This is a genomic window from Ochrobactrum vermis, assembly GCF_002975205.1.
GTDB classification, from domain to species: Bacteria; Pseudomonadota; Alphaproteobacteria; order Rhizobiales; family Rhizobiaceae; genus Brucella; species Brucella vermis.
Genome location: NZ_PCOC01000001.1, coordinates 2699438 through 2720775 on the forward strand (window position 1 = coordinate 2699438; position 21338 = coordinate 2720775).

The window sequence follows — 21338 nt, forward strand, 5'->3', positions numbered from 1 at the left end:
GTGCATAGTTAGACGGATGCGGCGATGAACGACTTGGCGAGGATTTTGCGCCCGGCGGCTTTTTCCGATTGTCCGGGCTGGAACCGGGACGATCAGTCGGCAGCATTCGCTGCGTTTCGCCGTTCTGCCGACTATGCTGCCCACCAGACATACAAAAGCGGCAGTCTCGGCATCCGTTTCGAAGCGCTGGAGCCGATCTTTGCCGCCGCCCGCGCTCTCGATAATCCGGGTGTGGAAGAAGCACGTGCGTTCTTCGAACAGAATTTCATCCCCTGCCGGATAGTTCCCGACCAGGGAAGCGGCTTCGTGACCGCGTTCTATGAACCGGAGATCGAAGCCTCCCTTCAGGCCGACGGTCAGTTCAGGGTGCCGTTTCTGCGCCAGCCCGATGACCTCGTGAAAGTGACAGATGAAAACCGTCCGACAGGCCTCGATCCGTCCTTTGCCTTTGCACGCCGGACGGATAACGGTCTTGCGGAATATGATGATCGCCAGACAATCGAACAGGGAAGTCTCTCCGGGCGCGGTCTGGAAATCGCTTACGTCACCGACCGGGTCGACGCCTTTTTCGCGCATGTGCAAGGTGCCGCGCGCCTGAAATTGCGCGATGGCCGCGTGCTGCGCATTACCTATGCGGCCAAATCCGGCCAACCATTCGTCGGTATCGGCCGTATTCTGGTTGCCAATGGCGAAATTGCGGCTTCAGAAATTTCCATGCAGTCGATTCGTCGCTGGCTGGCGGAGTGCCCTGACAAGGTCGACGATCTCATCTGGCAGAACCGCTCCTATATTTTCTTCCGGGAAGCACCGGTGGATGATCCGGATGCAGGTCCGATAGCCGCTGCAAAAGTTTCGCTGACGGCCGGGCGTTCGCTTGCTGTCGACAAATTGCTCCACACATTCGGGACGCCGATCCATGTCAGCGCTCCGACAGTGACGGTCTTCGATCGCGAACCTTTTGCGCGCCTGATGATCGCACAGGATACGGGAACGGCGATCGTCGGCCCCGCCCGTGGCGATCTTTTTGCCGGCTCTGGCGATATGGCAGGCGAGATCGCCGGTGGTGTGAAGGACGATGCGGACTTCTACGCGCTGGTGCCGCACAGGCTTCTGGAGGCTTGAACGGGATGGCGCGCGAGACCGACAAGCCGGAAAAGGATTATCTGCGGCCCGAAGACCGAATCTTATGGGAAACGGTCGCGAAAACCGCAAAGCCGCTGATAAAGTCAAAGGCGAAACAGGACGAGCTTCCCGACTTCAAATCGTTGATGGCCGAAGAAGAGAAACGCCCTGCCAAGGTGAAGGTCCAGCCTGATGTGGCGGCGATCAAACCGAAAAAGGGCTTGTCGACGCTCAGCGAGATGCAGATTCAATCGCTCGACAAGCCGACGCATCGAAAGATCGCCAAAGGTCGTGTCGATATTGAAGCCCGCATCGATCTCCATGGTCTCACGCAGGGCGAGGCGCACGGCCTGCTCTACGGATTTCTGGTCAGCGCGCATGCGCGCGGGCTGCGTCATGTTATGATCATCACGGGCAAAGGCCGTTCATTCGGCAGCGAAGGCGTTCTGCGGCAGGCAGTACCGCACTGGTTCTCCACGCCGCTGTTCCGGCTTCTGGTAAGTGCCTATGAGGATGCGGCGCGTCATCACGGCGGGCATGGCGCCCTTTATGTAAGGCTTCGCCGCCAGACCCAACACGCGGCACAGCAAATATTGCCCGGAGGAAACAGGCCGCGATGACACCATTTGGAATACGCCTGCGCCAATTGCGGGAAGAACGGGGTGTGACGCAGAAGGAAATGGCAGCAGCGCTCCGCGTTTCGCCCGCCTATCTGTCGGCGCTGGAACATGGCCGACGCGGCCAGCCGACCTGGGACCTGCTTCAGCGCATCATCACCTACTTCAATATCATCTGGGATGAGGCGGAAGAGTTACAGAACCTCGCCGCCGTCTCGCATCCGCGCGTGGTGATCGATACGTCGGGGCTGTCACCGCAGGCAACGGAACTCGCCAATCTTCTGGCACGCAATATCCGCATCATCGACCGCGAGACGATCAGGCATCTGAGCGAAGAAATCGAGGCGGCGCGAAAGCGCCGCCGCGGCATCAGGCCTGTTCAGACCGGCTGAAACCCTGGTACGATACAATCAGATCGAAACGCGCTCGAGAGCATTTCCTGCTTTGATTGAGCCATTGGAAATTCTCTATCCGCTTGTTTTTACGCGCATCTTATTCCGAAAACCGCTTCGCACTTTTCGGGACGCGCTCTAGAAAAGCGCTTTCAGTTCGTCGAGCTTCGAATTGACCAGCCAGCCATAGTAGTTTTCCTGCGGCAGCACAGATTCCTGACCATCAGCCTTTCGCTTGGCATTTTCGTTGGCCAGTGCCCGTGCGCGCGCTTCCGCGCCGCCGGTATTGTAAAGCGTTGCCGTCAGTCCGGGGTTCTTCGAGATGTCGAAGTCGGCGATCTGACGGTAGGAGTTGATCGACTGCTTCAGTGTTGCAGCAATGTAGGGCAGCGTCAGATCAGGATCCATGATCGTCTTGTAGACCACGTTGCCGTCTTCAGCATTGAGCTTGGGCAGACCGGAAACCCGGTTCACCATGTCGGACATCTGCAACGCCGTCAGTGGATTGATCTGGCCAAGGCCGAATGTCTGCCCTGCATAGAAGGGCTGGAAGAAGACGGCGCTGAAACGATTGTTCGGATAGGAATTGCCGCCCACCGATTTGCCGCGGAATGTCTTGTTCCAGACATTTTCGCGGCAGGACCACAGCGAATAGCTGTCCTTGAACTTCAGGCAGTCGGCAAACTCCGGCCGTTTGATGAACTGGCCGATGCTTTCGCCATTGTAGCCGAAGCTCACGCCCTGGTTCACATAGGACATGGCCTTGACGTAATAGGTCTGGAGTCGGTCATAGACGTCGACATTGTAGGTATGCTCACCCACAATCGCGCCGACAATGTGAATGGGATCGATACCATAGGCTGCTGCCGTTGAACGGATCTTGGACCGCAGCGAAGCATCCTTCTTCAGAAGATTGTAGATCTTCTGATACTTCTTCTCGTAAGTCGTGCTGAGTTCTCGCGTGCGCTTGGCTGAGGCACCGGGAACCGGCGGTTGTTCAGCACTGCGATTGCCCGGAGGCACGACCGTTGCCGCATAGGCGCTCTGACTGGCAAGGCTGAGTGCCAGGACAAATCCAGCAAATAAGCGCCGTGATTTTGCGCCCGGTATTCTGATCCCCGGTATTCTGATCATTGTGAGGAAACGGTCCTGATATGGTGAATATTCGGTAAAAGTTGCGGGGAAAATAAAAAACCCCCCGATGCAAGTCGAGGGGTTTTTGCAGTATTTGCGAAAGTGAACTCGCGCCGTGGCTTTCTGGTCACTTTTAGAGGATGAAGCGCGACAGATCGGTATTCTTGGCAAGGCTGCCGATCTTGTCTTTTACATAGGCCGCATCGATGACGAACTTTGCACCGGTCTTGTCAGGCGCGGTGTAGGAAATTTCATCGAGAACGCGTTCCATCACCGTCTGCAAGCGCCGGGCACCGATATTTTCAACCGACGCGTTGAGATCGACTGCGATATCGGCCAAAGCGTCGATGGCGTCATCGGTGATTTCGAGCTTCACCTCTTCCGTCTCCATCAGGGCGATATACTGTTTGATCAGGCTTGCTTCTGTTTCCGTCAGAATGCGGCGGAAATCTTCACGCGTCAGCGCGCTGAGTTCCACACGGATCGGCAGGCGACCCTGCAGTTCCGGCAGAAGATCGGATGGCTTGGATACATGGAAGGCACCCGATGCGATGAAAAGCACGTGGTCGGTCTTCACCGGTCCGTATTTGGTGGCAACCGTCGTGCCCTCGACCAGTGGCAACAGATCGCGCTGCACGCCTTCGCGCGACACGCCGGCACCCATGCCGCCTTCCCGCGACGCGATCTTGTCGATCTCGTCGATGAACACGATGCCTTCGTCTTCGGTGACGCGGAGCGCTTCCTGAACGATCTGGTCCTGATCCAGCAACTTGTCGGATTCATCGTTGATCAGGATCGGATAGGAATCCTTGACCGTGGTCTTGCGCGTCTTGGTGCGCCCGCCCATGGCCTTGCCCAGCATGTCGGACAGGTTCATGACGCCGATATTGGCGCCCGGCATGCCTGGAATTTCGAAGCTCGGGCCGGAACCGGTATCGGCGACCTCGATTTCGATTTCCTTGTCATCCATTTCACCGTTGCGCAGCTTCTTGCGGAAGCTGTCGCGGGTGGCGGGACTTGCGGTCTTGCCGACCAGCGCGTCCAGCACGCGTTCTTCCGCATTGAGATGCGCTTTGGCCTTCACATCGTCACGGCGCTTCTCACGGACCAGCGTGATGGCTGCCTCGACGAGATCGCGGACGATCTGCTCGACGTCGCGGCCTACATAGCCGACTTCGGTGAACTTGGTCGCCTCCACCTTGACAAAAGGCGCACCGGCCAGCTTTGCGAGGCGACGGGAAATTTCCGTCTTGCCGACGCCGGTCGGTCCGATCATCAGGATGTTCTTCGGCATGACCTCTTCGCGCATCTGGCCTTCGAGTTGCTGGCGGCGCCAGCGATTGCGCAAAGCGATGGCGACTGCGCGCTTGGCGTCGTTCTGGCCGATGATGAAGCGGTCGAGTTCGGAGACGATTTCACGGGGAGAGAAATTACTCATAATTATAACCCACTTTGCCACTGCTTGATGAACTCGAACGGATGCAGCAGCATGATCACGTTGAGCGTAAGATTGTCGCGAATGACGATCAGCGCCAGAACTTCAAAGAACAGCGCGATGGCGACGGTTATTTTCGTTGGCAGTTTGGCTGCGATCAGAAAGCCGAGAGCGGCGGCGAGCGTGTCGGAAACCGAATTCACGATGCTGTCGCCGAAATAGTCCACCGAGGACGTATTGGCGCGATAGCGTTCGATGATGAAATTCGAGTTTTCGACCAGCTCCCAGACCGCTTCGATGCCGACCGCAGCCGCAAGTCTCAAGCCGAGCGGGGCTTTGGGCGCGATGACCGTGAACAGCCAGTAGAACAGAAAGCCATGGATGATATGCGACAGCGTATACCAGTCGGATATATGCTGGGAGTTCTCCGATTTCAGCGAACCCGACCATAATTTTATGGTCCCGCATTCGCACATGGCGATCCGCCCGTCGAGATAGAGCCAGAAGGCTTGTACCGCGACTATGGCGAGAACGATCAGGGCACCGATGCCCCAACGTTGCGCACTCGGTTTTGAGGCCTGCGCGAGCGAGCTCATTCTGCGTCCAGGCTTTCCACGATGATGCTGTGATTGGTGTAGATGCAGATATCCGCTGCAATCTCCATCGCCTTGCGAGCGATTTCTTCGGCATCCTTGTCGGTGTCGATCAGCGCGCGGGCTGCTGCCAGTGCATAATTGCCGCCCGAACCAATGGCCATGACGCCATGTTCCGGTTCCAGCACGTCGCCGGTGCCTGTCAGCGCCAGCGTTACTTTGCTGTCGGCGACAAGCATCATGGCTTCCAGCTTGCGCAGATAGCGGTCGGTGCGCCAGTCCTTGGCGAGTTCGACCGAAGCGCGCATGAGCTGGTCTGGATATTGCTCCAGCTTCGCTTCGAGGCGTTCCAGAAGGGTGAAGGCATCTGCGGTCGCTCCGGCAAATCCGGCAATCACATTGCCCTTGCCGATGCGGCGAACTTTTCGCGCATTGCCCTTCATGACGGTGTTGCCGAGCGATACCTGCCCGTCACCGGCGATGACGACCTTGCCGTTCTTGCGCACGGTCACGATGGTCGTGCCGTAAATTGTCGTGGGATGATGTTCGATCATGGAGGCTCCTTTGGCGGCACATGCAATCCCGGAAGGCAATTGCAGATGTCCCTTCATCTGATGGGGAAACAGGTTCGGCCAGCAACCGGCGGATGAATCGTGCTTCGATGAGAATATTTAAGAACGTACGAACGAATTGCAAATGCCGAATTGCAGCTTGCCAAACCGGCAAAAGGAATTGGCAAAGGGGGCAAGCTGTTCTAGAACGCCTCCAAGCTATTTAACGAGGAAAGCTTATGACTGCAGAAAGCACCCGCAAGGCAAGCATCGAGCGCTCGACGAAAGAGACGAGCATTGCCGTTTCTGTCGATCTGGACGGTGTTGGCAAGTTCGACATCACCACCGGCGTCGGCTTCTTCGATCATATGCTTGAACAGCTTTCCCGACATTCGCTCATCGATATGCGCGTGATGGCCAAGGGCGACCTGCATATCGACGATCATCACACGGTTGAAGATACGGGCATCGCGCTTGGTCAGGCCATTGCCAAGGCGCTTGGCGAGCGCCGCGGCATCGTGCGCTATGCCTCAATGGACCTTGCCATGGACGATACGCTGACAGGCGCTGCCGTCGATGTGTCGGGACGCGCCTTTCTGGTCTGGAACGTCAATTTCACGACGTCCAAGATCGGCACGTTCGATACCGAACTGGTGCGCGAGTTCTTCCAGGCTTTCGCCATGAATGCAGGCATCACGCTTCATATCAACAATCATTATGGTGCCAACAATCACCATATTGCGGAGTCGATCTTCAAGGCGGTGGCCCGGGTTCTGCGTACGGCTCTTGAAACCGATCCACGCCAGAAAGATGCAATCCCCTCCACAAAGGGGTCGTTAAAGGGATAGGTCCCGAGCGAAAGGACAGGTCATGGCGCAATACGTCGTGCTGGAACCGAAAGGCGCGAACGCAAATTCAGGAAAAGTGGGAACCGGTTTTCCGTCCGAAATTGCGACTGAAAAAAGCTCTGACAAAGCAGTGTTTGTGCGCGACGGTTTCCATGTGCTGGCGCTGGTCCTGCCCTTCGTCTGGCTTCTGACCCAGCGTCTGTGGTTCGAAGCTTTTGCTGTTTTGGGCATCACCATCCTGCTCGGATTTGCCGGAACCTATTTCGATATCGCCGATGCGATTCCGCTTCTGACCCTGCTCGTATCGCTGTTTGTGGCGCTGGAAGGTGTGAACTGGAAGATCGCCAAGCTCAGGCGGCAAGGCTTTGTTGAAAAAGCGGTCATTGATGCCTCCGATCTGGAAGAAGCGGAAATCCGTTATTTCTACCGCCTCGAAGATGCGGTTCAGCCAGCAACCTCTCTCGCAGACAAGTCTGCTCCTGAATGGGCGCAGCAGACCCCTCGTCCCACCTATTCCTCATTTGGCTCGACGATCGGATTCGTTGGTCATCGCGGAGAAAACTGAAAATGCGTGTTGCAATCATCGATTACGGCTCCGGCAATCTGCGCTCGGCCACCAAGGCTTTTGAGCGCGCAGCGCATGAGAGCGGCATCGCGGCAGAAATCGAACTGACGGCGGATGCCGACCGCGTGGCGACGGCCGACCGCATCGTGCTTCCCGGCGTCGGCGCTTATGCCGATTGCCGTCGCGGACTTCATGCCGTTCCGGGCATGGTGGAAGCGCTGGAAGATGTGGTTCTGAAGAACGCGCATCCCTTCCTTGGCATCTGCGTCGGTATGCAGCTCATGTCCGAGCGTGGCCTTGAAAAGAAAGTGACCGAGGGTCTTGGCTGGATCGCGGGCGATGTGCGTGAGATGACGCCGTCCGATCCTTCGCTGAAAATTCCGCAGATCGGCTGGAATCGGATTCACGTGAAACATTCGCACCCGGTCTTTGACGGTATCGAGACCGGCGAGAACGGGTTGCATGCCTATTTCGTGCATTCCTATATGTTTGACGCGAAGAACAAGGCCGATGTTCTGGCTGTGACTGACTACGGCGGCGACGTCACCGCAACGGTCGGTCGCGACAATATGGTGGGCACGCAGTTCCATCCTGAAAAGAGCCAGCTGCTCGGCCTTTCGCTGATTGCCAATTTCCTGAAATGGAAGCCTTGAAGATATGATCCTATTTCCCGCCATCGATTTGAAAGACGGTCAATGCGTGCGCCTGAAGCTTGGCGACATGGATCAGGCTACCGTCTATAATGAAGACCCGGCAGCACAGGCCAAGGCTTTCGAGGATCAGGGCTTTGAGTGGTTGCATGTGGTTGATCTTAACGGTGCCTTTGCTGGCGAAAGCGTCAATGGCAAGGCTGTGGAAGTGATCCTGAAAGCCACGAAAAACCCGGTGCAGCTCGGCGGCGGTATTCGCACGCTCCAGCATATCGAGAACTGGCTGTCCAAGGGCCTGCGCCGCGTCATTCTCGGCACGGTCGCCGTACGCGATCCGGCACTGGTGATCGAAGCCTGCAAGGCGTTTCCGGGTCAGGTTGCCGTCGGCATCGATGCCAAGGGCGGCTATGTCGCTGTTGAAGGCTGGGCCGAGGCGTCCGAGCTCGGCGTGGTTGAACTCGCGAAAAAGTTTGAAGGTGCTGGCGTTGCAGCCATTATCTATACCGACATCGATCGCGACGGCGTTCTGGCTGGCATCAACTGGGAGTCGACGCTTGGTCTCGCTGACAGCGTTTCCATTCCGGTGATCGCATCCGGCGGCCTTGCTTCGATGGATGACATCAAACGTCTTGCCGCACCTGATGCGGCCAAGCTTGAAGGCGCGATTTCCGGTCGCGCGCTTTATGATGGCCGCATCGATCCGGCAGAAGCTTTGGCTCTCTTGAGGACTTCGGCATGACCTTGAAAGCACGCGTAATTCCTTGTTTGGACGTTAAAGACGGCCGCGTCGTCAAAGGCGTGAACTTTGTCGATCTGATCGATGCCGGTGATCCGGTAGAGGCTGCCCGTGCCTATGATGCGGCGGGAGCAGACGAACTGTGCTTCCTCGACATCACGGCGTCCTCGGACAATCGCGAGACAATTTTCGATGTCATAGCCCGTACGGCAGAACAGTGCTTTATGCCGCTGACCGTTGGCGGCGGCGTGCGTCAGGTTTCTGACATTCGCAAGCTGCTTCTGGCTGGTGCCGACAAGGTTTCGATCAATACGGCTGCGGTGAAGAACCCGGAATTTGTTGCCGAAGCCGCTGACAAGTTTGGCGATCAGTGCATCGTTGTGGCCATCGACGCCAAGAAGGTTTCGGGCACTGGAGAGGCTGATCGCTGGGAAATCTTTACCCATGGTGGTCGCCAGACGACTGGCATCGATGCGGTGGAATTTGCGCAGAAGGTGGTGAGTCTCGGTGCAGGTGAAATCCTGCTGACCTCTATGGATCGCGACGGCACCAAGGCCGGCTACGATGTGGCATTGACGCGCGCCGTTGCTGACAGCGTGCGTGTTCCGGTGATCGCATCAGGTGGTGTCGGCAATCTGGACCACATGGTTGCTGGCATTCGAGACGGTCATGCGACGGCGGTTCTCGCTGCTTCGATTTTCCACTTCGGCACCTATACGATTGGTGAGGCCAAGCGCTATATGGCCGAAGCCGGTATTCCGATGCGGCTCGATCCGGTCCGCTGAGATCAAGATTTAAGGAAATCCGATGACCGAGTTCACACTTTCCGACCTTGAACGCATTGTCGCGGAGCGTGCGCGTTCGACGGACGGATCGTCCTATACTGCAAGCCTTGTCGCCAAGGGACAGACGCGAGCCGCTAAAAAACTCGGCGAAGAAGCCGTGGAAACGGTCATTGCTGCAGTTGAAGGCAACCGTGCAGAAGTGGTCACCGAAAGCGCCGATCTGCTTTATCATCTGCTCGTGGTTCTCAAGATTGCAGATGTGCCGCTTGATGAGGTTCTTCAGGAATTGCAGCATCGCACAGCGCAGACCGGTCTGGCGGAAAAGGCCAGCCGTCCAAAAGCATGATCCCGAAAAGCGGGAACCGGTTTTTGGATAAGATCATGCTCAGACAACGGCCTGAGGGGCAGACATTCATGTGGGAAAAAGTCGATCAGCTCACCCCGTCGCGCTATTCGCCTTACCGCTTCTTCTCAGCAGAGGAATGGGCAGGCTTTCGCGCCGACACGCCGCTCACCCTGACTTATGACGAGGTCAAGCGGCTGCGCTCGCTGGGCGATCCCATCGATCTCGACGAGGTGCGGCGCATCTATCTGTCGCTGTCGCGATTGCTGTCGGCGCATGTGGAGGCGAGCCAGCTTCTGTTTGAGCAGCGCAAGCAGTTCCTCAACATGGAAGAGTCGTTCAAAACGCCTTTCATCATCGGCATTGCGGGTTCGGTTGCGGTGGGAAAATCCACAACTGCACGTATCCTGAAAGAGCTTCTCGCACGATGGCCTTCGAGCCCGAAGGTCGATCTGGTGACGACTGACGGTTTTCTCTATCCCAATGCCGTTCTGCGCGAGCAGAACATGATGGAGCGCAAGGGGTTTCCTGAAAGCTACGATGTCGGCGCGGTTCTGCGTTTTCTGTCGGCGATCAAGGCGGGCATGAGCCAGGTACGCGCGCCTCTCTATTCACATCTGAGCTACGATGTCTTGCCCGGCGAATATCAGATCGTCGACAAGCCGGATATTCTGATCTTCGAAGGCATTAATGTGCTGCAGGTGCGCGATCTGCCGGAAGACGGCAAGATGGTGCCATTCGTTTCCGACTTCTTCGACTTCTCGATCTATATCGATGCGGAAACGAAGCTGATCCACAAATGGTATATCGACCGTTTCATGCGGCTGCGGGAGACGGCCTTCGTCAATCCGGAATCCTTCTTCCACCGCTATTCGCAGCTTTCGGAAGATGCGGCACGTTCCATTGGCGAAGGGCTTTGGAACAATATCAACCTGAAGAATCTCAAGGATAATATCCTGCCGACGCGCCCGCGCGCCGATCTGATCCTGCGCAAGGGCAGCGATCATCTGATCGAGGAAGTGGCCCTGAGAAAAATCTAGAGCATTTCCAGCAAAAGTGCGAAGCGGTTTTGCGTAGGATAATGCGACGAAACAAGTACTTAGATATGAAGAAGGGCCGGTTATCCGGCCCTTTGGTTTTCTGGTAACTGCGGTAGGTCAGGCCGTGCAGTCGCGCATGAAACGCTGCAGATAATTGTCGAAGACGGCTGGTGTCTCGCGGAAAGGCGCATGCCCTGTTCCGTCGATGACATGGGTCTTGCCTTCCCACAGATTGCCGAAACGGACTTTCGAGACGAAATCCAGTTCGACAAATGGCTCGTCGCGACCATTGACCACCGCAATCGGGAGCTTTGCTTCGGCCACGATATCGCGCTGGTTGCCGCCGGTTCCGGCAGCAAATTTTTCGAACATGATGCGGCGCGCGCGTCCGTCCGTGCGGGCGACAATATCGAGCAACTGTTCCTCGAAGGGCTCGCCGCAGGTACTGCGCGCATAGGATTCGACATCACGGTCGGAAAAGACTTCCTGCCCGGCCAACGCCATGTCGGGACCGCTCTTGAACCCCTGCCCCACTTCCTCGCGAGCGACCGGTGGCGTACCGGTGATCATCAGCCCGCGCATGCCGGGAAAGCGTGAAATCATCTCGATGCCGATATGGCCGCCAAGCGACCAGCCGAAAACAACCGCATCCGAAATGCCGAGCTTTGCCAGCACTTCCGTCATCGCGTCGGCATACCCTTCCATGGAATAGCTGCGATCCGGATCAAGCGCGTCGCCGGACTGGCCATGGCCCGGCAGATCCGGCGCGATCACCCGCCAGTTCCTGCCTATCTCGCCTTCGAGCTGGGGCGTGAAGATGGCGCCCGCGCTGGAATTGCCGTGGATCATCAGCAAGGGCGTCCCCTCGCCCGCGCTTTCACGGATGGCAATGCGACCGTGGCTGGTTTCGAGATCGTAGAGTTTCGTGGTCATGCGTTTCCCCTGCTCATGCGGTCTTGTCAGGATTGGAATTCAGCTCTGGAGGTGGTGTTTCAGTCGAATGAAACCTTGCCGCGCCCCTTCTTGATGTCGGATCGACCGGACTTGGCCTTGAGGCGGCGTTCGACGGAGCCCTTTGTGGGCTTGGTCTTCCTGCGGGGCGGTGGCGGTGGTTCGGCAGCCTTGGCAATGAGCGCAATCAGCCGTTCGCGCGCGTCCTCACGGTTACGCTCCTGGGTACGGAAACGATTGGCCTCGATCAGAATATCGCCGTCCTTGGTGCCTTTCTGTCCGGCAAGCTTGAACAGCCGCGACAGGATATCTTCCGGCAGGCCCGCCCCCACTGCGTGGAATCGTAGCTGCACGGCGGTGGAAACCTTGTTGACGTTCTGACCGCCCGGCCCGGAGGCACGGATAAAGCTCTCCTCCAGATCGTCTTCACGGATCGTCAGGCGATTGGTGATGCGGATGATGTTCCGGTTCTCTTCCATGTGGGAAGACATACACCGCTTCGCGCAAGTACGCATTCCGAAAAGAAGAAATCAATTTGCCGATTTGAAGCTGAATGGACACAAGAAAACCCGGCCCCAAAAGAAAACCCGGCACGATGGCCAGGCTCTCTCCTCCTCAGTATTGCGGAAGCATGTCTCCAAAAAGTGGGAACCGGTTTTTGGATAAAGACATGCGTTAAAGCAAATTATTCTGCTGCGATACGGATCGCCGGAGCCGCGTCCCTGACCTCGTGATCGACATGGCTTTCGAACTTCTCGAAGTTCGTGACGAACATGTCGACCAGTTTCTTGGCCTGCGCGTCATAAGCAGCCTTGTCGGCCCAGGTCGAACGCGGGTCGAGAATGGATGTATCCACGCCCGGCACTTCAACCGGAACGGCGAAGCCGAAATTCGGATCGATGCGGAACTCCGCATTGTTCAGCGAGCCGTCGAGAGCGGCGGCCAGAAGCGCGCGGGTTGCCTTGATCGGCATGCGCTTGCCGGTGCCGTAGGCGCCGCCGGTCCAGCCGGTGTTGACCAGCCAGCAATCGACCTTGTGTTCGGCGATCAGCTTGCGCAGCAGATTGCCATATTCCGACGGGTGACGGGGCATGAACGGCGCGCCGAAGCAGGTCGAGAAGGTTGCTTCCGGTTCGGTGACGCCCTTTTCAGTGCCCGCTACCTTGGCCGTGTAGCCGGACAGGAAGTGGTACATGGCCTGTGCTGGCGTCAGCTTGGCAATCGGAGGCATCACGCCGAAAGCGTCGGCGGTGAGCATGATGATGTTCTTCGGCTGGCCGCCCTTGCCGGTCTTCGATGCATTCGGGATGAAGTCGAGCGGATAGGCACAACGGGTGTTTTCGGTCAGCGAACCATCGTCGAAATCCGGCTGGCGGTTGGCGTCGAGAACGACATTTTCCAGAACTGTGCCGAAACGCTGCGTCGTGGCATAGATTTCCGGCTCCGCTTCGGCGGAAAGACGGATGGTCTTGGCATAGCAGCCGCCTTCGAAATTGAAGATGCCGTGTTCGCCCCAGCCATGCTCGTCGTCACCGATCAGCGTGCGCGTCGGGTCGGCGGAAAGTGTGGTCTTGCCGGTGCCGGACAGGCCGAAGAAGACGGCTGTGTCGCCGTTCGGACCTTCATTGGCCGAGCAATGCATCGGCATCACGCCCTTGGCAGGCAGGATGTAGTTGAGCGCCGTGAAGACCGACTTCTTCATTTCGCCAGCATAGGAGGTGCCGCCGATCAGCACGATCTTGCGGGTCAGATCGACCGCAATCACCGTTTCGGTGCGCACGCCATAGCGTTCCGGGTCAGCCTTGAAGGACGGCAGATCGATGATCGTCATTTCCGGCACGTAGGAAGCAAGTTCTTCCTGGGCCGGACGGATCAGCAGGTTGCGGATGAACAGCGAGTGCCAGGCATATTCGGTCACGATGCGGGCATTGATCTTGTTGTCGACATCAGCGCCGCCGATGAGATCCTGAACAAAAAGCTCCTTGCCCTTCGCATGCTCGATGAAATCGGCATAGAGAAGCTCGAAGGCTTCCGGGGTCATGGGCTTGTTGTTGTCCCACCAGACCTGATCTTCGGTATTGGTGTCGCGAACGACGAATTTGTCTTTCGGCGAGCGGCCCGTGTGCTGGCCGGTGCGTGCGACAAGCGCGCCCTGCGCCGTCAGTTCGGCTTCGCCCCGGCGGACGGTTTCCTCATAAAGGCGCGCTGGCCCAAGGTTATAAAAGACTGCGGAGAGTTCCTTCAGTCCTGAAGTGGCAATGGAAGCGGCCGTGTTGTGAATGCCGGTCTCTCTCATGATGTCTCCGCCATATGGTTTGACAATTGATCGGTCTCTTTTCGCGCCACCAGATGGATCGCGAAACAGAGGATGGCAGTCAGAAACAGATTAATCGTGGCAATTCAAATATTTAATCGATTTAAAATTTTTGAATTTTTTTTAAATCGTTTAACCTGTGCGTTATGAGCCGTGAGATTCGGTGAATATCAGTCTGGCTGTCATTCATCCCGGTATTAACCAAAGCGCGATTCGGTGCGCGCCGTTTCACGGCTTCTTCTGGTCTCGCCACATTTTGTACCTAATTTGTACTGCACAAGCAGGCACATTATAATAGTATCGATGTGTAATAAGGCGCTCGATTGACAGCTGGCCTGCTTCTTGGCGGCTGAACGACGTCACCAGCCGGACATCCCGGTTGGCTTAGTTGAAGGAGAAAGGTTCGCATGAAGGAAGCCTCGGCAACGCAGACAATTGCGCTGGTCGACGACGACCGCAACATCCTGACCTCCGTGTCCATTGCGCTGGAATCGGAAGGCTATCGGGTCGAAACGTACACCGATGGCGCATCCGCGCTGGACGGTCTGATGGCGCGTCCGCCCAATCTTGCGATCTTCGATATCAAGATGCCGCGCATGGACGGTATGGAGCTTCTGCGCCGTCTGCGCCAGAAATCCGACCTCCCCGTCATCTTCCTCACCTCCAAGGACGACGAAATCGACGAGCTTTTCGGCCTCAAGATGGGCGCGGACGATTTCATCACCAAGCCCTTCTCGCAGCGTCTTCTGGTCGAACGCGTCAAGGCGGTTCTTCGCCGGGTTGCTGCACGCGACGGGACGGCCAAGCCAACCGGACAGCAGGCAAAATCGCTTGAGCGCGGCCAGCTTGTCATGGATCAGGAGCGCCATACCTGCACCTGGAAGGGCGAACCGGTCACATTGACGGTCACCGAATTCCTGATCCTTCATTCGCTGGCACAGCGTCCGGGCGTCGTAAAAAGCCGTGACGCCCTGATGGATGCGGCCTATGATGAGCAGGTCTATGTGGATGACCGTACCATCGACAGCCATATCAAGCGCCTGCGCAAGAAGTTCAAGGCGGTTGACGACGATTTCGAAATGATCGAAACGCTCTATGGTGTCGGCTATCGCTTCCGCGAGGCCTGATCGGTAAAATTTACAATGCCGGGTGCGATATCCCGGCATTGATCTAGAGCATGTCTCCCAAAAGCGGGAACCGGTTTTCGGATAAAGACATGCGTAAAACAAAGAGTTAGAGCGGTTCCAATGACTCCGTTTTAACCGGAACCGCTCTAATGTGAGTAAACAGAAGCGAGATGGTCGCAGAAACCCGGAACGATGGCCTTGTCGGCCAGAAATCGGATTTGCGCGAACGCAGAGCCCGGCGGCAGCGCTCGGTGTTCTGGCGTCGCTTTTTTGCGCCCCTGCGCAAGTTCCTCGGCCAGTATCTGTTCTCGAGCCTGACGCGCCGTATCCTGTTTCTCAATCTGGCGGCGCTGGCGGTTCTTGTTTCCGGCATTCTTTATATGAATCAGTTCCGTGAGGGGCTGATCGACGCGAAGATCGAAAGCCTGCTCACGCAGGGCAAGATCATCGCGGGCGCGATTTCGGCTTCGGCGACCATCGACACCAATTCGCTGATGATCGATCCGGAAAAGCTTCTGGAACTTCAGGCCGGACAAAGCCTGACGCCTTCACCGGATTCGCCTGACAATTGGGAATTTCCGATCAATCCGGAAAAGGTTTCCCCCCTGCTGCGCCGGTTGATTTCGCCGACCAGCACGCGGGCGCGCATCTATGATCGCTACGCCAACATGCTGCTTGATTCGCGCGCGCTCTATTCGCCGAGCTTTCCATCGGCGGGGCCTGTGCTTCGCTACGACCTACCGCCCATCGAGGAAGAGGCTCCGACGCTCTGGGAACGGGCCGCAACATGGATCTCGCGCCTGTTCTACGGTGGAGGACTGCCGGTCTATCAGGAGCAGCCGGGCGGCAACGGTCTCGCCTATCCGGAAATCGTCAAGGCGCTGGCCGGTTCACCGCAAACGGCGCAGCGGCGCAATGAAAAGGGTGAGCTGGTTGTCTCGGTAGCCGTCCCGATCCAGCGTTCCCGCGCAATATTGGGTGTGCTCCTGCTATCGACCGAAGGCGATGATATCGACAAGATCGTGCAGGCCGAACGCATGGCGGTCTTCCGCGTGTTCGGCGTTGTGTCGCTGGTCATGGTCATCCTGTCTCTTTTCCTCGCATCGACGATTGCAAGTCCGTTGCGCAAGCTTTCCGCTGCTGCGGACCGTGTTCGCCACGGTGTGAAAAGTCGCGTGGAAATCCCCGACTTCTCCGAACGTCAGGATGAGGTCGGCCACCTTTCCACGTCGATCCGCGAGATGACCGATTCGCTCTATACCCGTATCGAGGCCATCGAGAGCTTCGCCGCCGATGTCAGTCACGAGTTGAAGAACCCCCTCACCTCGCTGCGCAGCGCTGTCGAAACGCTGCCGCTCGCCAAGAGCGAAGAATCGCGCAAACGTCTTCTCGACGTCATTCAGCACGACGTTCGCCGCCTCGACCGTCTGATTACCGATATTTCCGACGCGTCGCGTCTCGATGCGGAACTTGCGCGCGAACATATCGACCGCGTTGATATGAAAACGCTTCTGACCAGTCTCGTGACGGCAGCGCGTGAGGTGCGCCGTAACAAGGTCGGGACGGAAATCGTCTTCAATACCGGCAAGCTGCCTGCTGGAAAGAAGGGTTTCTATGTCGCCGGTCATGACCTGCGTCTCGGTCAGGTGGTGAGCAACCTGATTGAGAATGCACGTTCTTTCGTGCCCGACGATACCGGGCGCATCGTGGTGTCGCTGAGTGGCGAAGGCAACCGCTTGCGTGTGCTTGTCGAGGATAATGGTCCTGGCATTCCGATCGAGAATATCGAACGTATCTTCGAGCGCTTCTATACGGACCGCCCGGCTTCGGAGGCTTTCGGCCAGAATTCCGGCCTCGGCCTTTCGATCAGCCGCCAGATCATCGAGGCCCACGGCGGTACGCTGACTGCCGAAAACATCGTCGATCCGGTAAGGCCCGATCAGTACAAGGGCGCACGTTTCATTGTCGACCTGCCGGCAAGCGCATGACGCCTGAAGAGGAAAAAAGCGGGCTTCATGCAACGACGCTTCAGGTGCGCGGTCGCGGTGTCATGATCATGGGGCGTTCGGGGGCGGGCAAGACCGAACTTGCGCTGACACTTGTCGAAAGAGCCCTCCTTCGCGGTGAAGCGGCTTCGCTGGTCGCGGACGACCGCACATTGCTTCATATGGAAAGCGGCAGGCTGATCGCCAGTGTCCCGGCAGTCCTTGCAGGCGGCGTGGAGATTCGCGGCGCCGGTCTTTTCAAGGTGGCTTTCGCTGCGACGACGCCGCTCTATCTCGTCGTCCGGCTTGTGGATCGTGACGAGGCTGAACGCTATCCAAGCGGTGAAACATGGGAGTTCGAGGGTGTTTCACTCCCCCGGCTTCTTCTGCCGGCTTTGTCTTCAAATGGCGATTCCAACGCGCTTTCGCGGGCGATAGAGGCCACTTTATTCTACGATAGATGGTCCTCGAACGAGGGCTGAAACGAGCTTCGTTACGAATCGATTAATTTTTCGCAGCACTGCGGCATTTTGCTTTTTTCATGGCAGCGTGGGAATTTTTCACTTGCTATCAAGATTTGCGCTGCCAAGATGCACAACTCGCCGGTGCTTTTCCGGCGTGGTTTCAGTGCCATCTGACACTCTGGCGGGGTGATGCGGCGGGCACGCGACGGGAGCTTTTATAGTATGATCGGACTCGTGCTTGTTACGCACGGAAGATTGGCCGAAGAGTTTTTGCATGCTGTCGAGCATGTAGTCGGGCCGCAAGATAATTTCGAAACCGTTTGCATCGGTGCCGAAGACGATATGGAACAGCGTCGGCGGGATATCGTTGATGCGGTGGAGCGCGCCGATAATGGCAGCGGGGTCATTATTCTGACCGATATGTTCGGCGGCACGCCGTCCAATCTCGCCATTTCTGTCATGAAGGAAGGCAAGGTCGAAGTCATCGCAGGTGTCAATCTGCCGATGCTTATCAAGCTGTCGAGCGTCCGCATCGGGGGCGACATCAAGACAGCGCTGCGCGAGGCGCAGGATGCGGGGCGCAAATATATCAATGTTGCGAGCCAGGTCCTGACAGGAAAGTAATTCATGTACTCCAGTGTGCCCGTCACCGGTGAATACGAACCCGAAACTGCTGTTTCCCGATCTTTCGAGATCGTCAACAAGCGCGGCCTTCATGCCCGCGCTTCGGCCAAGTTCGTGCAGATGGTCGACGGTTATAATGCGCATGTCCGTGTCAGCAAGGACGGCATGACCGTTGGCGGTACATCGATCATGGGCCTGATGATGCTCGCCGCATCACCGGGTTGCTGCATCGACGTCAGCGCCTCGGGCGAACAGGCGGGAGCGGTACTTGATGCACTCCAAACACTCATCGCCGACAAATTCGGCGAAGAATGCTGAACGATAAGGCCGTCGTGGCTGATCTCAAAGATCCTGTGGCTGTTTTCGATGCGGGGATCGGCAGTTACGCTCTGGTTGAGCTGATCAGGCGTAGCCAGCCGCTACGTGACATCATCTATTTTGCTGATCGGGCCAATTTCCCCTACGGCGCCAAAAGTCGCGACCAGTTGCTTTCCATCATGCGTCGCACGATCAACTATCTGGCGGACCTCGGCGCTCAAACGGTTGTGCTTGCTTCCAATGCGCCCTCCGTCATGGTCCTCGACACGTTGAAAAGCGAGTTTACCGTACCGGTTTACGGTGTAGCTCCGCCGGTTCGCACCGCACTTGCGACGAGCCGAAGCGGCAAGGTTGCCGTGATGGGTGTGCGCTCGATGATCGAGAGCGAAGAGCTTGCACGTTTTGTCCGGACACAGACCGATAACCCAAGTGACGTCGCTTTGATTAATGCGTCTGCGATGGTGGAGTTGGTGGAAAACGGCGCTTTTCTTCGGCAACCGGATGAGACCGCGCAAAAGGTCGCCGCATTTTGTGATGACATTGCTGAGCGCCACCCTTTCATAGACGCGCTGACACTCTCCAGCACCCACCTGCCCTGGCTCAGATCATTTTTTGAGGCAGCACGCCCGGAGTGGCAGTTTTTCGATCCGGCAGACGACGTGATCGCTGCACTCCCGCAACCCAAAGGCGGCTCTGGCCGCACGATCGCTTTTGTGACGGAAAGTGAAACCTATTCTGTGGCCGAATTCCGCCATATGCTCGAAATATTGCAGATCGATCTTCCTTTGACGGTCATCAATCCCATATCTGGCCCATAATCGCCGAACCTGCCTGATATGCACGTATAAAGATTTCTTTATATTGCGTTGTGCTTCTGGCTGCGATCTGCTAGTCAAGGCGGCAGCCGGAGCGCTTTTCCCGCATGGAAAGCCGCTCCACATTGGAATGCAATTCCGGCCGCTGATTACTCTTTGTTGAGCGGGAATTGCCCCAGAACTGCCTTTGATTGGAGCACGCGATGACCGCAAGCCAAGATTTCGTCGTCAAGGATCTTAGCCTGGCCGATTGGGGCCGCAAGGAACTCGATATCGCAGAAACCGAAATGCCCGGCCTGATGGCTGCCCGCGAGGAATTCGGCAAATCGCAGCCACTGAAGGGTGCGCGCATTTCCGGATCGCTGCATATGACGATCCAAACCGCCGTTCTGATCGAAACGCTGCAGGCGCTCGGCGCACAGGTCCGTTGGGCCTCCTGCAACATTTTCTCGACGCAGGATCACGCAGCCGCCGCGATTGCCGCGACCGGCACGCCGGTTTTCGCCATCAAGGGCGAAACGCTTGAAGAATACTGGACCTATACCGACAAGATCTTCCAATGGCCGGACGGCGAACCGTCCAACATGATCCTCGACGATGGTGGTGACGCCACCATGTATATCCTCATCGGTGCGCGCGCTGAAGCTGGCGAGGACGTTCTGTCGAACCCCGGTTCGGAAGAAGAGGAAGTTCTCTTCGCGCAGATCAAGAAGCGTATGGCTGCAACGCCGGGCTTCTTCACACGCCAGCGCGAAGCCATCAAGGGCGTGACGGAAGAAACCACCACTGGCGTCAACCGTCTTTATCAGCTGCAGAAGAAGGGTCTCCTGCCCTTCCCGGCCATCAACGTCAATGACAGCGTCACCAAGTCGAAGTTCGACAACAAATATGGCTGCAAGGAATCGCTCGTCGACGGTATTCGTCGCGGCACCGACGTCATGATGGCTGGCAAGGTTGCTGTCGTGTGCGGTTATGGTGATGTCGGCAAAGGCTCCGCCCAGTCGCTTTCCGGTGCAGGTGCGCGCGTCAAGGTTACCGAAGTCGATCCGATCTGCGCGCTTCAGGCCGCAATGGATGGTTTCGAAGTTGTGACCCTCGACGATGCCGCTTCCAGCGCCGATATTATCGTGACCACGACCGGCAACAAGGACGTGATCACCATCGACCATATGCGCAAGTTCAAGGATATGGCGATCGTCGGCAATATCGGTCACTTCGACAACGAAATTCAGGTGGCGGCACTTCGCAACCTGAAGTGGACCAATGTGAAGCCGCAGGTCGATCTGATCGAATTCCCGGACGGCAAGCGCATCATTCTGCTTTCTGAAGGCCGCCTGCTCAATCTGGGCAACGCAACCGGCCATCCGAGCTTCGTCATGTCGGCTTCATTCACCAACCAGGTTCTGGGTCAGATCGAACTGTTTACCCGTACCGACGCCTACAAGAATGAAGTCTATGTGCTGCCGAAACATCTCGACGAGAAGGTCGCGCGCCTGCATCTCGATAAGCTCGGCGCCAAGCTGACTGTGCTTTCCGAGGAACAGGCCGACTATATCGGTGTCACTCCACAGGGCCCGTTCAAGTCGGAACACTACAGGTATTAACCATACGTTAAGCATTGCACTACATGTTGAGGCCGGACGGTTGACAAACCGCCCGGTCTTTCTTTTTGCGTGCAAGATGCTTCACGTGGATTCGCCGGAAGGGTATTGTGTAGGCGAATCAAGGTGTTTGAGCGGGTGTTTGCGTTTCGCGTTTTTTGCCGGTTGTGGCGGGAAGCGACAGGTCGATTCATCCCCTAAACACCTGAAAACGCGATGACTATCGTGCACTGTGGCGGCGTGCGTATGGTCGGGTTTTGATGTGTATTGAAGTGTTTTAATACGGCCAGTCTGCCTTCGTGGCAGTTTTCATGGCCGGGTGGCGGAG

General features: G+C 57.1%; 24 protein-coding genes. 17 read left to right on the forward strand and 7 right to left on the reverse strand.

Going from position 1 to position 21338, the window contains the following annotated elements:
• Positions 1 to 24 precede the first annotated feature (24 nt).
• From mltA to CQZ93_RS13475, 3 genes are read left to right on the forward strand one after another with little or no spacing between them, the layout of a single operon-like run.
• Positions 25 to 1122 carry a murein transglycosylase A gene (gene mltA / locus CQZ93_RS13465; RefSeq protein WP_105542992.1) on the forward strand — a complete coding sequence of 366 codons (1098 nt, stop codon included), beginning with the start codon at positions 25 to 27 and terminating at the stop codon, positions 1120 to 1122.
• 5 nt (positions 1123 to 1127) lie between these two features.
• Positions 1128 to 1742, forward strand: a complete 615-nt coding sequence (locus CQZ93_RS13470; protein WP_105542993.1) for a Smr/MutS family protein — start codon at positions 1128 to 1130, stop codon at positions 1740 to 1742.
• A complete protein-coding gene (locus CQZ93_RS13475) occupies positions 1739 to 2131 on the forward strand; it encodes a helix-turn-helix domain-containing protein (protein ID WP_105542994.1) in 393 nt (130 codons plus the stop codon). Before CQZ93_RS13470 ends, CQZ93_RS13475 begins: the two co-directional genes overlap by 4 nt.
• Positions 2132 to 2269: 138 nt before the next feature.
• Here the strand turns inward: CQZ93_RS13475 and CQZ93_RS13480 are convergent, their stop codons facing one another.
• From CQZ93_RS13480 to hslV, 4 genes are all read right to left on the reverse strand, one after another.
• Positions 2270 to 3265, reverse strand: a complete 996-nt coding sequence (locus CQZ93_RS13480) for a DUF1402 family protein (protein ID WP_105542995.1) — start codon at positions 3263 to 3265, stop codon at positions 2270 to 2272.
• A 133-nt stretch (positions 3266 to 3398) separates the two neighbouring features.
• A complete protein-coding gene (hslU, locus tag CQZ93_RS13485) occupies positions 3399 to 4703 on the reverse strand; it encodes an ATP-dependent protease ATPase subunit HslU (protein ID WP_105542996.1) in 1305 nt (434 codons plus the stop codon).
• A gap of 2 nt (positions 4704 to 4705) precedes the next feature.
• Positions 4706 to 5296 (reverse strand): DUF2585 domain-containing protein, encoded by a 591-nt coding sequence (locus CQZ93_RS13490; RefSeq protein WP_105542997.1) that lies wholly within the window; start codon positions 5294 to 5296, stop codon positions 4706 to 4708.
• On the reverse strand, positions 5293 to 5847 hold the full coding sequence (hslV, locus tag CQZ93_RS13495; RefSeq protein WP_105542998.1) for an ATP-dependent protease subunit HslV: 555 nt from the start codon (positions 5845 to 5847) through the stop codon (positions 5293 to 5295). Before hslV ends, CQZ93_RS13490 begins: the two co-directional genes overlap by 4 nt.
• 236 nt (positions 5848 to 6083) lie before the next feature.
• Here hslV and hisB point away from each other — a divergent pair, with 236 nt between their 5' ends.
• From hisB to coaA, 7 genes are all read left to right on the forward strand, one after another.
• Positions 6084 to 6692: an imidazoleglycerol-phosphate dehydratase HisB gene (hisB, locus tag CQZ93_RS13500; RefSeq protein ID WP_012091061.1), complete on the forward strand. Its 609-nt coding sequence runs from the start codon at positions 6084 to 6086 to the stop codon at positions 6690 to 6692.
• Between the two features lie 22 nt (positions 6693 to 6714).
• Complete coding sequence (locus CQZ93_RS13505; protein WP_105542999.1) at positions 6715 to 7257, forward strand: DUF2628 domain-containing protein; 543 nt, start codon at positions 6715 to 6717, stop codon at positions 7255 to 7257.
• A 2-nt stretch (positions 7258 to 7259) separates the two neighbouring features.
• Entirely contained in the window at positions 7260 to 7910 is a 651-nt protein-coding gene (hisH, locus tag CQZ93_RS13510) for an imidazole glycerol phosphate synthase subunit HisH (protein WP_105543000.1), read from the forward strand.
• Between the two features lie 4 nt (positions 7911 to 7914).
• Positions 7915 to 8646, forward strand: a complete 732-nt coding sequence (gene hisA / locus CQZ93_RS13515) for a 1-(5-phosphoribosyl)-5-[(5-phosphoribosylamino)methylideneamino]imidazole-4-carboxamide isomerase (protein ID WP_105543001.1) — start codon at positions 7915 to 7917, stop codon at positions 8644 to 8646.
• On the forward strand, positions 8643 to 9428 hold the full coding sequence (hisF, locus tag CQZ93_RS13520; RefSeq protein ID WP_105543002.1) for an imidazole glycerol phosphate synthase subunit HisF: 786 nt from the start codon (positions 8643 to 8645) through the stop codon (positions 9426 to 9428). Before hisA ends, hisF begins: the two co-directional genes overlap by 4 nt.
• Before the next feature lie 22 nt (positions 9429 to 9450).
• A complete protein-coding gene (locus CQZ93_RS13525; protein ID WP_105543003.1) occupies positions 9451 to 9774 on the forward strand; it encodes a phosphoribosyl-ATP diphosphatase in 324 nt (107 codons plus the stop codon).
• A 68-nt stretch (positions 9775 to 9842) separates the two neighbouring features.
• Positions 9843 to 10811: a type I pantothenate kinase gene (coaA, locus tag CQZ93_RS13530; RefSeq protein WP_105543317.1), complete on the forward strand. Its 969-nt coding sequence runs from the start codon at positions 9843 to 9845 to the stop codon at positions 10809 to 10811.
• Positions 10812 to 10928: 117 nt separating this feature from the next.
• On the opposite strand, the gene CQZ93_RS13535 is transcribed toward coaA, so the two are convergent.
• The 3 genes from CQZ93_RS13535 to CQZ93_RS13545 form a co-directional block, all read right to left on the reverse strand.
• A complete protein-coding gene (locus CQZ93_RS13535) occupies positions 10929 to 11744 on the reverse strand; it encodes an alpha/beta fold hydrolase (RefSeq protein WP_105543004.1) in 816 nt (271 codons plus the stop codon).
• Between the two features lie 59 nt (positions 11745 to 11803).
• Positions 11804 to 12253, reverse strand: coding sequence for an alternative ribosome rescue aminoacyl-tRNA hydrolase ArfB (arfB, locus tag CQZ93_RS13540; RefSeq protein WP_181153352.1), 450 nt, complete (start codon positions 12251 to 12253; stop codon positions 11804 to 11806).
• A 194-nt stretch (positions 12254 to 12447) separates the two neighbouring features.
• Positions 12448 to 14058, reverse strand: coding sequence for a phosphoenolpyruvate carboxykinase (locus CQZ93_RS13545; RefSeq protein WP_105543006.1), 1611 nt, complete (start codon positions 14056 to 14058; stop codon positions 12448 to 12450).
• Positions 14059 to 14483: 425 nt separating this feature from the next.
• Between CQZ93_RS13545 and CQZ93_RS13550 the strand changes: the two genes are divergently transcribed.
• The 7 genes from CQZ93_RS13550 (at position 14484) to ahcY (ending at position 21013) form a co-directional block, all read left to right on the forward strand.
• On the forward strand, positions 14484 to 15203 hold the full coding sequence (locus CQZ93_RS13550) for a response regulator transcription factor (RefSeq protein WP_006468074.1): 720 nt from the start codon (positions 14484 to 14486) through the stop codon (positions 15201 to 15203).
• 170 nt (positions 15204 to 15373) lie between these two features.
• Entirely contained in the window at positions 15374 to 17191 is a 1818-nt protein-coding gene (locus tag CQZ93_RS13555; protein ID WP_105543007.1) for a stimulus-sensing domain-containing protein, read from the forward strand.
• The gene (locus CQZ93_RS13560; RefSeq protein ID WP_105543008.1) at positions 17188 to 17670 is read left to right on the forward strand and encodes an HPr kinase/phosphorylase; all 483 of its coding nucleotides are present in this window, start codon (positions 17188 to 17190) and stop codon (positions 17668 to 17670) included. The genes CQZ93_RS13555 and CQZ93_RS13560 overlap by 4 nt, the downstream gene beginning before the upstream one ends.
• A gap of 204 nt (positions 17671 to 17874) precedes the next feature.
• Positions 17875 to 18276, forward strand: coding sequence for a PTS sugar transporter subunit IIA (locus CQZ93_RS13565; RefSeq protein ID WP_006472522.1), 402 nt, complete (start codon positions 17875 to 17877; stop codon positions 18274 to 18276).
• 3 nt (positions 18277 to 18279) lie between these two features.
• Entirely contained in the window at positions 18280 to 18594 is a 315-nt protein-coding gene (locus CQZ93_RS13570) for an HPr family phosphocarrier protein (RefSeq protein ID WP_105543009.1), read from the forward strand.
• A gap of 14 nt (positions 18595 to 18608) precedes the next feature.
• Positions 18609 to 19412: a glutamate racemase gene (locus tag CQZ93_RS13575; protein ID WP_286153341.1), complete on the forward strand. Its 804-nt coding sequence runs from the start codon at positions 18609 to 18611 to the stop codon at positions 19410 to 19412.
• A gap of 200 nt (positions 19413 to 19612) precedes the next feature.
• A complete protein-coding gene (ahcY, locus tag CQZ93_RS13580) occupies positions 19613 to 21013 on the forward strand; it encodes an adenosylhomocysteinase (protein WP_105543011.1) in 1401 nt (466 codons plus the stop codon).
• Positions 21014 to 21338: the final 325 nt, after the last annotated feature.

Excerpts from the sequence above, each read along its gene's own strand:
- CQZ93_RS13475 (WP_105542994.1), top strand. The coding sequence starts at position 1,739 with ATGACACCATTTGGAATACGCCTGCGCCAATTGCGGGAAGAACGGGGT.
- CQZ93_RS13505 (WP_105542999.1), top strand. The coding sequence starts at position 6,715 with ATGGCGCAATACGTCGTGCTGGAACCGAAAGGCGCGAACGCAAATTCA.
- CQZ93_RS13570 (WP_105543009.1), top strand. The coding sequence starts at position 18,280 with ATGTACTCCAGTGTGCCCGTCACCGGTGAATACGAACCCGAAACTGCT.
- hisF (WP_105543002.1), top strand. The coding sequence starts at position 8,643 with ATGACCTTGAAAGCACGCGTAATTCCTTGTTTGGACGTTAAAGACGGC.
- CQZ93_RS13480 (WP_105542995.1), bottom strand. The coding sequence starts at position 3,265 with ATGATCAGAATACCGGGGATCAGAATACCGGGCGCAAAATCACGGCGC.
- CQZ93_RS13470 (WP_105542993.1), top strand. The coding sequence starts at position 1,128 with ATGGCGCGCGAGACCGACAAGCCGGAAAAGGATTATCTGCGGCCCGAA.
- CQZ93_RS13525 (WP_105543003.1), top strand. The coding sequence starts at position 9,451 with ATGACCGAGTTCACACTTTCCGACCTTGAACGCATTGTCGCGGAGCGT.
- CQZ93_RS13535 (WP_105543004.1), bottom strand. The coding sequence starts at position 11,744 with ATGACCACGAAACTCTACGATCTCGAAACCAGCCACGGTCGCATTGCC.
- CQZ93_RS13555 (WP_105543007.1), top strand. The coding sequence starts at position 15,374 with ATGGTCGCAGAAACCCGGAACGATGGCCTTGTCGGCCAGAAATCGGAT.
- coaA (WP_105543317.1), top strand. The coding sequence starts at position 9,843 with ATGTGGGAAAAAGTCGATCAGCTCACCCCGTCGCGCTATTCGCCTTAC.
- CQZ93_RS13550 (WP_006468074.1), top strand. The coding sequence starts at position 14,484 with ATGAAGGAAGCCTCGGCAACGCAGACAATTGCGCTGGTCGACGACGAC.
- mltA (WP_105542992.1), top strand. The coding sequence starts at position 25 with ATGAACGACTTGGCGAGGATTTTGCGCCCGGCGGCTTTTTCCGATTGT.
- hisA (WP_105543001.1), top strand. The coding sequence starts at position 7,915 with ATGATCCTATTTCCCGCCATCGATTTGAAAGACGGTCAATGCGTGCGC.
- hisB (WP_012091061.1), top strand. The coding sequence starts at position 6,084 with ATGACTGCAGAAAGCACCCGCAAGGCAAGCATCGAGCGCTCGACGAAA.
- CQZ93_RS13545 (WP_105543006.1), bottom strand. The coding sequence starts at position 14,058 with ATGAGAGAGACCGGCATTCACAACACGGCCGCTTCCATTGCCACTTCA.
- CQZ93_RS13560 (WP_105543008.1), top strand. The coding sequence starts at position 17,188 with ATGACGCCTGAAGAGGAAAAAAGCGGGCTTCATGCAACGACGCTTCAG.
- hslV (WP_105542998.1), bottom strand. The coding sequence starts at position 5,847 with ATGATCGAACATCATCCCACGACAATTTACGGCACGACCATCGTGACC.
- CQZ93_RS13565 (WP_006472522.1), top strand. The coding sequence starts at position 17,875 with ATGATCGGACTCGTGCTTGTTACGCACGGAAGATTGGCCGAAGAGTTT.
- arfB (WP_181153352.1), bottom strand. The coding sequence starts at position 12,253 with ATGTCTTCCCACATGGAAGAGAACCGGAACATCATCCGCATCACCAAT.
- CQZ93_RS13490 (WP_105542997.1), bottom strand. The coding sequence starts at position 5,296 with ATGAGCTCGCTCGCGCAGGCCTCAAAACCGAGTGCGCAACGTTGGGGC.
- ahcY (WP_105543011.1), top strand. The coding sequence starts at position 19,613 with ATGACCGCAAGCCAAGATTTCGTCGTCAAGGATCTTAGCCTGGCCGAT.
- hisH (WP_105543000.1), top strand. The coding sequence starts at position 7,260 with ATGCGTGTTGCAATCATCGATTACGGCTCCGGCAATCTGCGCTCGGCC.
- hslU (WP_105542996.1), bottom strand. The coding sequence starts at position 4,703 with ATGAGTAATTTCTCTCCCCGTGAAATCGTCTCCGAACTCGACCGCTTC.